This window comes from Acidaminobacter sp. JC074, from assembly GCF_022496765.1.
In the GTDB taxonomy this organism is placed as follows: domain Bacteria; phylum Bacillota; class Clostridia; order Peptostreptococcales; family Acidaminobacteraceae; genus JABXKX01.
On record NZ_VANV01000005.1, the window covers coordinates 152,447 to 166,216 of the forward strand.

General features: G+C 34.6%; 15 protein-coding genes. 5 read left to right on the top strand and 10 right to left on the bottom strand.

What is annotated here, in order from left to right; all coding sequences use genetic code 11:
- Positions 1–59 precede the first annotated feature (59 nt).
- Entirely contained in the window at positions 60–1,052 is a 993-nt protein-coding gene (locus tag EZV73_RS06740) for a hypothetical protein (protein WP_240839486.1), read from the bottom strand.
- Positions 1,053–1,243: 191 nt separating this feature from the next.
- Positions 1,244–2,335, bottom strand: a complete 1,092-nt coding sequence (gene hisC, locus EZV73_RS06745; protein ID WP_240839487.1) for a histidinol-phosphate transaminase — start codon at positions 2,333–2,335, stop codon at positions 1,244–1,246.
- A 220-nt stretch (positions 2,336–2,555) separates the two neighbouring features.
- Between hisC and EZV73_RS06750 the strand changes: the two genes are divergently transcribed.
- Complete coding sequence (locus EZV73_RS06750; RefSeq protein ID WP_240839488.1) at positions 2,556–4,052, top strand: phosphomannomutase/phosphoglucomutase; 1,497 nt, start codon at positions 2,556–2,558, stop codon at positions 4,050–4,052.
- 72 nt (positions 4,053–4,124) lie between these two features.
- Here EZV73_RS06750 and EZV73_RS06755 read toward each other — a convergent pair whose 3' ends face one another.
- The 3 genes from EZV73_RS06755 to EZV73_RS06765 are packed head-to-tail and all read right to left on the bottom strand — an operon-like array spanning position 4,125 to position 6,676.
- A complete protein-coding gene (locus EZV73_RS06755; protein ID WP_240839489.1) occupies positions 4,125–4,901 on the bottom strand; it encodes an ABC transporter permease in 777 nt (258 codons plus the stop codon).
- Complete coding sequence (locus EZV73_RS06760; protein ID WP_240839490.1) at positions 4,902–5,702, bottom strand: ABC transporter permease; 801 nt, start codon at positions 5,700–5,702, stop codon at positions 4,902–4,904.
- Complete coding sequence (locus EZV73_RS06765) at positions 5,699–6,676, bottom strand: ATP-binding cassette domain-containing protein (protein ID WP_240839491.1); 978 nt, start codon at positions 6,674–6,676, stop codon at positions 5,699–5,701. Before EZV73_RS06765 ends, EZV73_RS06760 begins: the two co-directional genes overlap by 4 nt.
- A gap of 128 nt (positions 6,677–6,804) precedes the next feature.
- Between EZV73_RS06765 and EZV73_RS06770 the strand changes: the two genes are divergently transcribed.
- Positions 6,805–7,050 (top strand): hypothetical protein, encoded by a 246-nt coding sequence (locus tag EZV73_RS06770; protein ID WP_240839492.1) that lies wholly within the window; start codon positions 6,805–6,807, stop codon positions 7,048–7,050.
- 9 nt (positions 7,051–7,059) lie between these two features.
- Complete coding sequence (locus tag EZV73_RS06775) at positions 7,060–7,437, top strand: redoxin domain-containing protein (RefSeq protein ID WP_240839493.1); 378 nt, start codon at positions 7,060–7,062, stop codon at positions 7,435–7,437.
- Positions 7,438–7,462: 25 nt separating this feature from the next.
- Here EZV73_RS06775 and EZV73_RS06780 read toward each other — a convergent pair whose 3' ends face one another.
- Together EZV73_RS06780 and EZV73_RS06785 are read right to left on the bottom strand one after the other, a co-directional pair.
- Positions 7,463–8,893 (bottom strand): diguanylate cyclase, encoded by a 1,431-nt coding sequence (locus EZV73_RS06780; protein ID WP_240839494.1) that lies wholly within the window; start codon positions 8,891–8,893, stop codon positions 7,463–7,465.
- A 40-nt stretch (positions 8,894–8,933) separates the two neighbouring features.
- Positions 8,934–9,413 carry a DUF1836 domain-containing protein gene (locus EZV73_RS06785; RefSeq protein ID WP_240839495.1) on the bottom strand — a complete coding sequence of 160 codons (480 nt, stop codon included), beginning with the start codon at positions 9,411–9,413 and terminating at the stop codon, positions 8,934–8,936.
- A 140-nt stretch (positions 9,414–9,553) separates the two neighbouring features.
- Between EZV73_RS06785 and EZV73_RS06790 the strand changes: the two genes are divergently transcribed.
- The gene (locus tag EZV73_RS06790; RefSeq protein WP_240839496.1) at positions 9,554–10,183 is read left to right on the top strand and encodes a hemolysin III family protein; all 630 of its coding nucleotides are present in this window, start codon (positions 9,554–9,556) and stop codon (positions 10,181–10,183) included.
- Between the two features lie 57 nt (positions 10,184–10,240).
- Positions 10,241–10,741, top strand: a complete 501-nt coding sequence (locus EZV73_RS06795) for a GNAT family N-acetyltransferase (protein WP_240839497.1) — start codon at positions 10,241–10,243, stop codon at positions 10,739–10,741.
- 5 nt (positions 10,742–10,746) lie between these two features.
- Here EZV73_RS06795 and trmB read toward each other — a convergent pair whose 3' ends face one another.
- The 3 genes from trmB to EZV73_RS06810 form a co-directional block, all read right to left on the bottom strand.
- Positions 10,747–11,388, bottom strand: coding sequence for a tRNA (guanosine(46)-N7)-methyltransferase TrmB (gene trmB / locus EZV73_RS06800; protein ID WP_240839498.1), 642 nt, complete (start codon positions 11,386–11,388; stop codon positions 10,747–10,749).
- A 676-nt stretch (positions 11,389–12,064) separates the two neighbouring features.
- Complete coding sequence (locus EZV73_RS06805) at positions 12,065–13,273, bottom strand: MerR family transcriptional regulator (protein WP_240839499.1); 1,209 nt, start codon at positions 13,271–13,273, stop codon at positions 12,065–12,067.
- Between the two features lie 62 nt (positions 13,274–13,335).
- Positions 13,336–13,674: a hypothetical protein gene (locus EZV73_RS06810; protein ID WP_240839500.1), complete on the bottom strand. Its 339-nt coding sequence runs from the start codon at positions 13,672–13,674 to the stop codon at positions 13,336–13,338.
- Between the last annotated feature and the right edge of the window lie 96 nt (positions 13,675–13,770).

A 13,770-nucleotide genomic window follows, 5' to 3' on the forward strand; every position in this document is an offset into this window, starting at 1 on the left:
TATTTATACCTATTTTTTGGAATTCTAAGCATTAAAAAAGATCCCGAAGGATCTTTTTATTACATCATGTCGTTTAAGTTCATAATTTCTTCTGGAGCAACTTCTGGAAGTACAATTGACTCTACACCACCAATGTTAAAGTAGTCCATGAAACCATTTAATTTAATGTTCATTGACTCTTCAGTTGTTGGATCAACAAAGTCTACATCTACCATCATTTCAGTTTTTACTGTTAAGTAATCTGCATTTGCATAAGTAACTACAGTTAACTCATTTACAGTAATTGCATCTAAAGCAGCTTTCATTTCAGCTCTAGCTTCTTCGTTGTTCATTTCTGCAATCGCTTCATTTAATTGCTCTTCAGTCATGTTAGAGAAGAATAATTCTTTGGCTTCTGCATCTGACATAATAAATTCGATAAATGCGAACAATACATCTTCAGCACCATCAAGTTGAATATCAGCAGTTAACTTAACTGTTTCAACAACTTCTTCATTTACAGTGATTTCTACAGTTTCTTTTTCTTCTCTGATTTTTACTAAGTCATAAATTGAATACTCAGTAGTTTCAGCAAATCTATCTAGGATAGCTTGTACTTTTTCTGGATCAGGTTGAGTTACTGGTGTACCAGTAGATTCTGCTAACTGATCTAAGTCAGCTGAAATATAAGCATAACCCATAAACTGTTGTAAAAGTGGTGCATGGATTAACATCTTCTTATCAGTCATGTAAATCTCACCACTGATTGTCATACCTTGACCAGTATCAACAGTTAACGCCATCATCATGTTTTCAGCATCTTTCATGTCACCTGTAACTGTCATGCCCATAGGACCAGCAAATCCCATTTCTTCTAAGCCTGACATCTCAAGATTAAAGTCTGCTAAGAATGACGTGTTTGTCATTGTTTTACTAGCTTCCTGTACCTTCTCATAAACTTCTTGTGCAGTCATTTTCTCTGCTGCCTTGATACCATTTTCTTCGCCGCCACAGCCAACAAACATAGCCATAACTAATGCAAAGATCATTACTAATGATAATATTCTCTTCATATTAACCTCTCCTTATTTTAAAGTCATTTTTTATGCTTAATTAGTATACTACATGGTTTTACTAAAGTATATAATCAAAACATTAAATATTTATGAACTTACTAACACCTATATTCTATCACAATATGACTCAAATCACAGGTTTTTGCACTAAAAGGAAAGAATGTGACATCAATAGTCACATTCTTCTTTTATTTAGTAATTTCATCTAAGGCCTTTATAAAAATTTCTGTTTGCTCAATGGTACCACTCGATACCCTGATATAATTTTCAAATCCCCATAAAAAACCAGGTCTGATAATAACACCACGTTTTTGTAATTCTACATAGGCTTCTCTCGACGACTGATTGATATCAACGAAAATAAAATTGGCATGAGATTCAACATATTTCATATTGTGTTCATTAAAGTAAACCTTCATCATATCAAGTGACTGCTTATTTAATGCTACTGTATTTTCTATATGCTCATCATCATCTAAAGAAGCGATGGCTGCCATTTGTCCGATTCTATTGGCATTAAACACACCCTTTATCTTAGACATCTCTCTGATGATTTCTGGACTAGAGAAGCAATAGCCGATTCTCAATCCAGCAAGACCCGCCACTTTTGAGAAGGTCCTTAAGATAATTGTATTTTTTCTTTCCTTTAATATGTCCAGTCCGTTTAAGTAATCAGGATCATGAATGGCATATTCAAAATAGGCTTCATCTAACATTAAAACAACTGATTCTGGCAGTCTAGATATAAAATCTACTAACTCAGCCTTAGGCATAATATTTCCTGTTGGATTGTTTGGATTACAAATATAAACGATTTTAGTCTTTTCATTTAAATGTTCTTCAAAAGCTTTCAAATCGTGTTTAAAATCTTCTGTTAATGGCAAACTAATACACTTAGCACCAATATGACTAGACATAATATCATAAAGGGCAAAAGACGGTGCACCAAATATAACTTCATCACCTTCATCCACAAAAGTGTGTGCGATAAGCTTCAGAATCTGCTCGCCACCAGAACCTATTAAAACTTGATCCATAGAAATGCCATGTTTTTTTGCAAGCTTTTCTCTTAGTTCAAGTGCAGCCCCATCTGGATAGATATGAATATTCTCTGCTTCACGTTTAATTGCCTCTATGGCTTTTTTGGATGGACCTAAAGGGTTTTCATTTGAAGCCAGTTTTACAATAGATGTTAATCCATATTCTTTCATAACATCTTCAATTGGCTTTCCTGGTACATACTCCTTTAATCCTGCAAGTTCTTTCCTAAAAATACTCATTTGTAATCCTCCCTTATAATTATTATATTTAGTTTATCTAAGAAAGTTTAAATAATCAATCAAACTGCAAAATTTTGCGAATTTTTGTTCAATTTACTCATTTCTCTGTATTTTTATGCGTATAAGTGTTTTTTTGTCCCACTTTCTAACTCAAAATGTTGACATCATGAGAAAATAGGATTAAATTAGTAGAGACAAGAAAAATTAGCTGGGAGGCTTTATGAATTTACAATTTTTAAATCTTCAAAACGGTTCAGATATAAGGGGTATTGCTATGGAAGGTATCCCGTCGGAGAAAGTGAACTTAACAAATGACCATGTCAAATGGATTGCTTTGGCATTTGGTATGTATCTAAGTAAAAAATCAGGTTTAAATACAGAAGAAATTTCTATTTCAGTAGGGACAGATTCTAGACTGACAGGACCCGATTTGCAAGAAGCGATTGTCAATAGCTTATCAAGTCTAGGCATCACTACATATACTTGTGGCATCGCATCAACACCATCCATGTTTATGTCTACTAAGTTTAGAAAACATAATTGCGACGGTGCAATCATGATTACTGCAAGTCATTTACCTTTTAATAGAAACGGTATGAAATTCTTTACTCGAGGTGGCGGTTTAGACAAGGCTGACATCACAGAACTCTTAACAAAAGCTGAAGAACTCTATCAAGCTAATTTCTCATCTACTAAATCAGGTACTATTATCGATTACAAGCTTATTGATGTATATGCTGATTATCTCGTACATAAAATAAGAAAAGAAACCAGTGACATCAGACCACTTGAAGGTTTAAAGATCATTGTTGATGCCGGTAACGGTGCTGGTGGATTTTTCTCTAATAAAGTATTAAAACCACTTGGAGCAAAGACTAAAGGCAGTCAGTTTTTAGATCCAGATGGTAATTTCCCTAATCACATTCCTAATCCAGAGGATCCAGAAGCTATGGCTTCAATACAAGCGGCTACCATAGAACACGATGCAGATTTAGGTATCATTTTCGATACTGACGTAGACCGTGCAGCTATTGTTGACCGCGGCGGTAAAATCATCAATAGAAATAACTTAATAGGTTTAATGAGTGCCATTGTTTTAGAAGATTATCCTAGAACAACCATTGTTACCGATTCAGTAACATCAGATGGCTTAACAGATTTTATTGAGTCTCTTGGTGGTGTACATCATAGATTTAAACGTGGCTACAAGAACGTTATCAATGAATCTAAAAGACTCAATCAAGAAGGTACTGAAAGTGTTCTTGCCATTGAGACATCAGGTCATGGTGCTTTAAAAGAAAACTTCTTCTTAGATGATGGTGCCTATACAATCACAAAAATAATCATTAAAATGGCTAAGATGAAAACTGAAGGTAAACAAATCTCTTCATTAATTGAAAGTTTAGTTGAACCTGTTGAATCTAAAGAACATAGAATTAAGATCCAAACAGAAGATTTTAAAACTTATGGTGACAAGGTTATCGAGGACTTAAAAGCTCATGTAGAAAGTCTTGATGGTTACAGTATTGCCAAGGTAAATTATGAAGGCGTTCGAGTGAACTCAGAAGAAGCCAATGGTTGGTTTTTATTAAGATTATCACTCCATGATCCAATCTTACCACTCAATATTGAATCCAACAAAGATGGTGGCGTAGAAAAGATGGAGACAGAAATCAGAAACTTCTTATCTAACTATAAAGAGTTAAGCACCTTTTAATTAGACTCTAAGCATCGATTTAGAAAACATTTATTACAAAAGAAAGTCCCAGTAGTGATACTGGGACTATTTTTATGAGCCTATAGACTTGTAATGCCCTACACCGAAGTTCCAAATAAGGACACATGGAATGATGAATAAAATGCCAAAGACAGGTGTTATGGCGTAAAATACCTGGTCTGTCTTTTCGAACAAGTACAGCATAGGATAGTAGTTTATAACCCCAAAAGGAATCACAAATGTAAAGAAGTTTTTTATCCACTTTTGATAAATACCCAGTGGATACTGGGCCATTTCCTTGCCGCCATCTGCAAATAAGTTGACCACTTCTAATCCTTCAATGGTCCAAAAGCACAGGGTCGCTCCTAGTATGAAAATACCAGAAAAAACAAAGATGCCACTGATGACCATTAAAATGAGTAAGCCTATTTTCTCTACAGACCAAGTCATATCCAAGTGAACGATAGAAAGAGTCATTACAATAATGGACTGAATCAGTCTTCCAACCCTTGTAAACTCTATTTTTGAACCTATGACTTGTATAATTGTGGATCTGGGTCTAATCAAAACCCTGTCAAAGGTCCCCTCTCTTACCATGTGCCTAAACATGTCGAAACCTCTTGCAATCAGTTCACTGATGGAAAAAGACATGTGAATAATTGAGTATATCAAGGCCACTTCGTACAAGGTCCATCCCTGCAAATTTTCAAATCGATTAAAAAGTAAAATCATTGATACGAAAATAAGAAATGGCACAAAGAACTGTCCTAGGGTTAAGAGGATAAAAGAAGTTTTATACTCCAGTTGACTCATAAAATGAATCTTGATGTATTTGAATAGTAATTTCATTTAACCTCCTTGTACCACAACTTTTTTTAGTGCCGACTTCATCCATACCTGACCAAGTGATACCAATAAAAAAATCCAAAACAGTTGAAACAAAATACTGACCATGGCCTCACCGTGATCAATATGACCTGCATAAATTCTAAAAGGCAAGTCTGATGAATACCTAAAAGGTAATAGGTAGGACACGACCTGTAGCCATTTGGGCATCAAGGGAATTGGTATGGTTAAGCCACCGAAAAACTCGCCAAACACTGCAAAAATCAGAGTTGAACCTAAAGGCGACAAGGTATAAAATACCGATATATAAAGGAACATAGATATGGCTACTAGAAGTATCAAACCTAGTATCAAGGTTACTAGAAACAAGATGAATGTCATAAAATCACTTGGGACTACAAGATTATAGGGATAAGGTAGGAAAAATGCCACTACTAAGATTGGTAAAAATCTGAGCATAGCACCAGAAATCCTCTGACCTATCAATCTAGCATACCAGTGATTGTATAGGTTGGTCGGTCTACAAAGTTCATAGGCTATGTTACCTGAAGTAATCATATTAAAGATTTCTCCGTCTCTATACCATAACATGATAAAGAGTAAGAAACTTTGATTGAGCCAAACCGTCTGTACCAGTTGGTGCAAAGTAATATCGGCTTTTATGCCTGAGTCATAAAAGGCCTTAAAGACCATAATGAAAATGAAACCAAAGAAAAACTGTGTACTCATGCCTGCAAGAGCTGCAATACGGTATTGTAAGCCCTTCATAAGAGACATTTTAAAGAAACTCACATACTGCTTCATATCTCAAACTCCTTATAAAGATCTACAATAACCTCATCAATTGCCCTATCTTCAATGGTTAAGTCAACAATATCAAGTTTTGTATTCAGCTGACTGATAATCTCAGAAACATTTCTTTTAGATAAATCAATCTTAAGTTTCAACCTATTATGGGTCATCTCAAGAAGTTCTGTACCTTCTAATTGAATCTGACCATCATAATCATGGTAATCTGCTATTAAAATTTTATGGGTAACATATTTGTCTTTGAGTTGCTTAAGGGTGCCGTCTAATAAGAGTCTACCTTTCCCAATAAGGAGAATCCGATCTGCCAATGCTTCTATATCACTCATATCATGAGTGGTTAATATAACAGTTGTTTTTCTTTCCTTGTTAATGGTCTTGATAAAGTCCCTTACAGCTATTTTAGAAACCGCATCCAGACCAATGGTTGGTTCATCTAAAAATAGTATTTTGGGATTATGTAGAAGTGATGCAGCGATTTCACATCGCATACGCTGACCTAGACTCAGCTGTCTGACAGGTTGGGTTAAGATGTCTTTTATATCTAGGCTTGATGATAAAAGTTCCAGTGTTTCATTAAACTCATGGTCAGGAATCTTATAGATATCCTTAAGTAAGATATAAGAATCCATTACAGGCACATCCCACCATAGTTGAGATCGCTGACCAAATACAACACCAATGTTTTTTACATGTTCTATTCGATTTTTCCATGGAATTTTATCTTGTATCTTACAAGTCCCTTGAGATGGGTTTAAGATACCACTCATAATTTTGATGGTAGTTGATTTACCAGCCCCGTTAGGGCCTATATAACCAACAATTTCACCTTCCTTGATTTTGAAATTAATATCTGATAGGGCATGTATCACTTCAAAATCAGGTTTAAAAAAGGCCTTTACAGATGAGATAAGACCGCTTTGCCGTTTGGCGACCTTAAATGTCTTAGATAAGTTACAAACTTCAATCATAAAACCTCCTTAATAGAATCGCACGCGAAGAAATTAATTTTATCAGTAAATGAAGTCTGAAACAATGTTAAGAATATTTAAAAGTATCTATACATAATTCCTGTTATAATATACTAAGGAGGTATAGAATGAAAATTGAAAGTAAATTAGCACAGATGCGTGAAGGTATTAAAAAAGCACCTATCGAAATTCAGCAGACTGTAAATCACGCAGCTAAACTATTGAAACAATCTGATTTAGTCAAAAACGCCATTCAGTTAGGCGATACAATTGACAATCATATGCTACTCAATACTGAAAATCAGCCTGTTTCTTTAAATGAATTAAAAGGTAAAAAGAATTTATTGATCACATTCTACAGAGGTGGATGGTGACCATATTGCATGTTAGAGCTTGATAGTTATCAAGACTTATTAGAAGATTTTAGAGATAAGGGTTGCGAAATTGTAGCCATTTGCCCTGAAAAACCTGAAATCATTCAGAAAATGTTTGAAGAAAAAACATTTGACTTTCATGTTGTCAGTGATAAGGACAATGAATTTGCAAGAAAACTCGGTTTAGTTTATACAATGGAAGAGAAGTTAAATGAACTTTATAAAGGATGGAATATCAACTTCTCAAGCGATCAAGGCAATGACAAGAACGAGTTGCCGGTTCCTGCTACTATTGTAATAGATGGAGACAATAAGGTAGTCGATCTATTTGTAGAAACTGATTATACTTACCGCTATGAACCTGAGGATGTCCTCAATAAACTATAAGAAAATCGCTTGAATCATCAAGCGATTATTTTTTAGTCTGATTTCTACCAGATTCCTTAGCCTCATACAATTTTTTATCAGCTTGTTTAATAAGATCAAGCGATGATTCTCCATAACACTGGGCAAGACCAATACTAGCAGTAATGTTTAGAGTTTTTTCAGAAAAGGCTTTGTTCATAATGTCCAGCCGTATTCTCTCCGCTACCTTATATGCAATATCAAGGTTGGTATCACGAAGTATGATCATAAACTCCTCACCGCCATAGCGGCCTACAGAGTCTTCATTACGAATACTGTCAAGAAGTAGCTCACTTACTTCTATTAAGACTTGGTCACCAATGGGATGTCCATATTCATCATTTATCTTTTTAAAGAAGTCAATATCTAGCATCATGATAGTGACAATCCTGTCTGATACAAGGACCTCATCTAAAAGCTCAATGAGAAAAGCATGGTTGTATATCTCCGTTAAACTGTCTAGTCTGACTTTCTTTCTTAAATCCTTTGTCTCCGCCTCAACAGTTTCTTCTAAAACAACTTGAGCATCTGCACTGATCATATACTTATAGTATGAACTGAATATTAGGCTTAAAACTGCGTAAATCACGATAATACCAATAAAGGCAAACATAATTTGATAAATCATCTGAGTTCTTAGTCTAAAGATCTCTGACTTTTCTTGTTTGTAAACAAAGATCATTTCCTCTTCATCAAGTTCTCTTATTTCAACATAAAAGAAACAATCATCAACGGATGCGATACCATCCTCTTTAGTAGCTTCTCTTAGTAAATCGACATCATACTCTATGTCACTATCGGTCCCGGAACTCAGTAATGTCAATCCAGCTTCATCAAGTACGCTAAATTCTCCTGTTTTTTGATACCTGTTGCCATTAATAAATCTATCACCAAATTCTTTGTAACTGACTTTAAGACTGACAACTCCTTTTACAAGCCCCTCCACTCTGATAGGCATCTGCAGATAATATATCTTTCTTTCTCTATCATTTACTGTGTGATCGCCACGATAATAGGCCTTGGTATCATAATATCTGACATCTTCTAAAATGAAATGGTTTTCTTCATCACTGCGTAAGTACTTATCCTGCTGTTCATAAGAGATAATTGCAACAGAAAAAATATCCTCAACATCTTGAGCAACGCCTTGCAAATAATCAAAAGCATAATTGGCATTCCATGAATCATCAGGGTTTTTTGCATAAGTTTGAACCAAGTTATTTCTTGCAACAATATTACCAAACTCAATGTTTCTTTGCAGGCCATTATTGGCGATATTGTAGACAAACTCAGATTGACTTCTACCGACATCTATGAAGTTTTTTCTTAACATCTGTCCGTTCATCCTGTATACAGATACTGCAAATACTGACAAAACTGCTAATGTTAAAAAGAATTGCATTCTGGCAAAATTTCTAATACGTTTACTCTGCAACATAAAAGCCACCTCATTATATATATACCGAGATGGCTGTCATTCAAGCATCATTTTTTTCTTCTTCTAAAAGCATTTCAGCATAGCGTTTTTCAACACTCGACTTGATCATAAGTTTCATGGCTAAATCAAGCCTATTTGCATCACTTGATTCCACTTGTTTTTTTAAATCTTCAACACAGGCATTGTACTCATTTCTAAATATGTCATACAAGTCGGATGAATCTTCAAATGACTTAAAAAGCATATCAATTTCCTGGATTTGTGATGTATTCTTTAATAAATAGATCATCATCAGTTCCATTATTTGATCCTTCTTATACTTCTTTTTTTCAGGACTTTTTATAACTGATGCCTTTACATAGTTGTTGATCATGGTTTTTGTTAAAGTCTTTTCAGCCTCTAACTTCTTGATTGGATCAAACAAGTCATCTAGATAGCCTGTCACTTGGTCCATATAAAGAGGAATCTTTGGGATTTCATCTTTATCTATTAATTGATAGTTTAAATACTGGTCTTTCATGTCTGTCACCTCATCTCATTTTAAGATAAAATATGTCTTTTGTAAAGTAATCAAAACCACCTTGACACACAAGCATCTTGGTGATATATTTATTTAAACAAATACATCTAGTTATTAATACTACATTAGGAGGTGTTTATATGACATCTATTAGAGAACCTATCAATTCCATCACCCATTTTATAGGTATGGTAACCTACATCATCGCCTTGCCATTTGTTTTAATTAAAAGCACCGGTTGGCTTCAAATGGTTGCAATGACTATATTTCTTATGGGGCTAATCGGTCTTTATGGCACCAGTTCCATATACCATGCACTACAGAAAGCACCAGAAACATTAAAGAAATGGCGTAAGGCTGATCATATTATGATTTACATATTGATAGCAGCAACCTATACCCCAATTTGTCTAATAGCCTTAAAGGGACTTGTAGGTTATATCTTATTAGCAGTCATTTGGACATTGTCTATAGCAGGAATTGTCTTTAAAATTTTATGGTTAAATATGCCAAGAAAAATCTACACGGCCCTATATGTGATTTTAGGCTGGGCTGCCATCTTTGCCATTTATCCACTTTACCAGGCTGTCGGTCCTGTAGGTATCAGCCTTCTTGTAGCTGGTGGTGTATCCTACACGGTTGGTGCTGTCTTTTATGCTAAAAAATCCAAGTTCCATCTAGGACCTTTTGGATTTCATGAGATTTTTCATTTATTTATTCTACTAGGAAGTGCCCTTCACTTCTTAATGGTCTACTATTTTGTTTTATAAACAAGAATACCTAGCTTACATGACCTCTATACATTATAGTAGGATTGGAGGAATAATATGAAACTGATAAATGTAGATCCAGATAGATACAAAGAGTACCACCAGGCAGTAACTGAAGCTTCTGAATCATGTTACAAGTACACAGGTGGCCAAATGAATATATCCTTAGATCAGGCAAAAGCTTATCTTGAAAGAATTGCAGGAAGCGACTCAAGAAGGGATTATTTCATGATTGATAACGATAAGATCATCGGTGAAGTTGTGCTTAATGAGATGGATGGTCATGCCTGCAATATAAGAATTGCCATCTTTAATGAAAAGGACCAAAACAAAGGTTATGGCAGACTTGCCATGAAAGAAGCTTTGAGAGTGGGTTTTGAAGAGTTAAAGCTCCATAGAATTGAACTTTCAGTATATGATTTCAACAAAAGAGGTATTCATGTCTACAAATCGCTAGGTTTTGTTGAGGAAGGTGTTTTAAGAGATGCCTATAAAGACGAAAATGGCTACCATGATGAAATCATCATGAGCATATTAGAAACAGAATTTAAGGGATAGCTCAGCTATCCCTTATATCTTGCAATCAATTTGTTGATGTTTTTACCTCTAGATGAGAACTTCTCCTCGTACTCTGTCATAACGTTACCCACTACAAACTCACTATTGTGCAAGTCTGTTGTAACTACTAGAAGCTCCCAACCATTTTCTTTAAACTCTTCTACAGAAAAAGCAAATAAATCATCATTATCTGTTTTAAAGTGAATTTCTCCACCTGTTTTCAAGATTTCCTTATACTTCTCTAAAAAACCTCTATGGGTAAGACGTCTCTTTGCATGACGGTCTTTCGGCCATGGATCAGAGAAATTTAAATAGATTCTATCAACTGAATGATCAGGAAATATCTCTTTTAAGTTGGTAACATCAGCACATACAATAAAAAAGTTATCGTGTGATTCTTCTTCCAACTTGACAATGCTCTTAAATACCACCTTTGCATTTCTTTCGAAAGCAAGTAAATTGGCCTCAGGTGTCTGCTTAGCTAAGTTGATAATAAAACTACCTTTTCCTGCACCAAACTCCACATACAAAGGCTGCTCTTTATTAAAGAGTGATTGCCACGAATCTTTATACTGTTCTGGTTTTGATAACAAACGCGGATGATCTTCAATCAACTGATGGGCGTTTTCGACATATCTTAATCTCATAAAACCTCTTTTCTATACAGAACTATTCTAATGATTGAAAAGGAAAAAATCAAGTAAAAGTTAACATCAAAAAAGAAAATAAGGACTTCCGTAGAAATCCTTAGTCTATATTATTAAACAACACCTTAACTTTTGGGGGGGAAAAGGAGTTATGCTCAAACTAATAAACCATAGTGCTTAATAATAATTCTCTCTCTATGCTTAATTTTGTCATAGCTTTCTTTGCTTGATGTCTTTTGTACTCTCTTCTTGCTTTCTTTAAGTTTTTCATATCGTCACCTCTTATCTTAAATCAGTCGCTGGCTTCTCTTAGTGTTCTTATTCACACGGACAGCAACTTTATGTTTTGTCGTTTGCATACCAACGACCTCCTTTTCTTTATCTTACACTGATAGTATATATTGTTGTGATAAGGCAACATCAATAGGCAATTTAAAATTTTTTTAACTTTTTTTTAAGAGACTATGGCCATGGGTCTACACTTTGCCGCTTTTAATTGTATAAAGATGTTCGAAAAATTGAGACAATTATTACAATCATTTAATAAACAAGTTCCTGCATAGAAATACACTTTTTTCAGATTGAAAGAATTGGCTATTTTCAATACTTTGAGCGTCGAAACGTTTTCCTATTCTGTATATTCATGCATAAAAAAAAGTGTTGGGTTAACCCAACACTAACGTTCTCCTAAGAATCCATAGAAACTTACACGATTGGTTACACTAAAGTACTCATCGTCCTTCTCGCCTTCTTCAGCATAGGAAGTTTCATATTCGTCTTTCATAACAAAGCCTAAATCCTTTAAGTAACCTTGAATGTCTTTCTTCTTAAAGAGCTTGTATTGCTCCTGAGACAATTCTTCATTAGACTTGTATTTATCAAATAACATGTAAGTACCTAATAGCTTACATGATGCCTTATAATAATCATTGATTTGTTGATGAAGCACACCATGATTTCTAAAAGAGTAATTACTCATACCGAAGAAATCAACAATGTAATCCACAGATCGATGCTTCATTGGCATACATATATAATCAGAACATATGAAAACAATTTTTTTCTTGACACCACTACGTTCAAATACCTTTTTTAAATACTTAAGCTTACTGTAATCATAATCCACTGCAACATAAGTCATATCATCTGGTAAATGATTGTATATATGACTTAAGAAGATACCATTACCGACACCAAGTTCTAACATCAACTGATGACCTTCGGGCTTGATGCTTCTATAAGACCATTCCATAGCAGCATAAAGATTGTCTAGAAAGTGACTGTCCGTTTCATCCACATACCTGATAACATATGAATCATCTGTTTCTTTTGTTATCTTCATGGTTTCACGGTCAATTAAGATGCCATCCACAATCTCAATGCTATAGCCGCAATCGCAAGACATCTGACCGCTTATTATCATGTTCTCTTGAATGTCAGCAGAATCAAGCTTTAGACTCTTTTGACAATCTGGACAATATATATTTGGTAAGAAAGTCAAGTCAATGCCAAGCATGACTGGTTCTTGTTTGAATTCTTCATCTAACTTGTTGACCTTGTTTTCAAGAAGCGTAATTTTATCATCTAAAAGCTCTCTCTCCCTAATAAGCTTTTTCATCTTGTTCTTGAAAAAAGATCTATAATGTTGTTTTTCCTGCCCCATTGACAATTTTGAGAATCGACTAAGTAAAAAGATATTCTTGATTTCCTGTAAAGTAAAATCCATATCCTTCATTTCCTTGATTCTCTCTAAATCAATGGTACATCTATCATCGAATCGAAAGTATTTCCCCTCTTTAGGCGGTACCAATAGACCCAAGGTTATGTAGTGTCTGATGGTATCAATACTGGTCGATGTCTTTTTAGAAAATTCACCTATACGCATATTTTCCCTCCCCACCTACAGTATATCAAACTTAATCCATACATACCATGACACTGACTCTTTTACTTTGTTAAAAATATCAAGTACAGGCAGATACCAACATGGATTAAAAAGCATGTCAAGTAGAGCCACTTGGATGAAAACTGAAACTGATTATTGTACATAGACTTGTTGTTGATATGGTCATGATCTGACAAAATTTCAGAACCACCATATACGGCAGATTCGCTTAAGTTCACTTGTTCATCTAATCTAAAAATACCTCTGTAGGCTATATAAGCATAAAAAGCCCCCCATATGGCAATCAGTGTGACAAGCTCGAAATTTGAGAACACTTTTATTGTGACTAATTCAACTACTAGTAAAACAACCAATACCAAATACTTACCATACCGCTTCATCATGTCTCCTTTTCTGTCAGATGCTTATTTACATATACTTATAATATCATACAATATCTGTTAGAAAAATGAAGAATAAATTAAAAGAGCAAGTTA

Bases quoted from the DNA above. Each gene is read 5' to 3' on its own strand.
- EZV73_RS06810 (WP_240839500.1), bottom strand. From the start codon at position 13,674: ATGAAGCGGTATGGTAAGTATTTGGTATTGGTTGTTTTACTAGTAGTT.
- EZV73_RS06790 (WP_240839496.1), top strand. From the start codon at position 9,554: ATGACATCTATTAGAGAACCTATCAATTCCATCACCCATTTTATAGGT.
- EZV73_RS06805 (WP_240839499.1), bottom strand. From the start codon at position 13,273: ATGCGTATAGGTGAATTTTCTAAAAAGACATCGACCAGTATTGATACC.
- EZV73_RS06785 (WP_240839495.1), bottom strand. From the start codon at position 9,413: ATGAAAGACCAGTATTTAAACTATCAATTAATAGATAAAGATGAAATC.
- EZV73_RS06760 (WP_240839490.1), bottom strand. From the start codon at position 5,702: ATGAAGCAGTATGTGAGTTTCTTTAAAATGTCTCTTATGAAGGGCTTA.
- trmB (WP_240839498.1), bottom strand. From the start codon at position 11,388: ATGAGATTAAGATATGTCGAAAACGCCCATCAGTTGATTGAAGATCAT.
- EZV73_RS06755 (WP_240839489.1), bottom strand. From the start codon at position 4,901: ATGAAATTACTATTCAAATACATCAAGATTCATTTTATGAGTCAACTG.
- EZV73_RS06740 (WP_240839486.1), bottom strand. From the start codon at position 1,052: ATGAAGAGAATATTATCATTAGTAATGATCTTTGCATTAGTTATGGCT.
- EZV73_RS06765 (WP_240839491.1), bottom strand. From the start codon at position 6,676: ATGATTGAAGTTTGTAACTTATCTAAGACATTTAAGGTCGCCAAACGG.
- EZV73_RS06770 (WP_240839492.1), top strand. From the start codon at position 6,805: ATGAAAATTGAAAGTAAATTAGCACAGATGCGTGAAGGTATTAAAAAA.
- EZV73_RS06750 (WP_240839488.1), top strand. From the start codon at position 2,556: ATGAATTTACAATTTTTAAATCTTCAAAACGGTTCAGATATAAGGGGT.
- EZV73_RS06780 (WP_240839494.1), bottom strand. From the start codon at position 8,893: ATGTTGCAGAGTAAACGTATTAGAAATTTTGCCAGAATGCAATTCTTT.
- EZV73_RS06795 (WP_240839497.1), top strand. From the start codon at position 10,241: ATGAAACTGATAAATGTAGATCCAGATAGATACAAAGAGTACCACCAG.
- EZV73_RS06775 (WP_240839493.1), top strand. From the start codon at position 7,060: ATGTTAGAGCTTGATAGTTATCAAGACTTATTAGAAGATTTTAGAGAT.
- hisC (WP_240839487.1), bottom strand. From the start codon at position 2,335: ATGAGTATTTTTAGGAAAGAACTTGCAGGATTAAAGGAGTATGTACCA.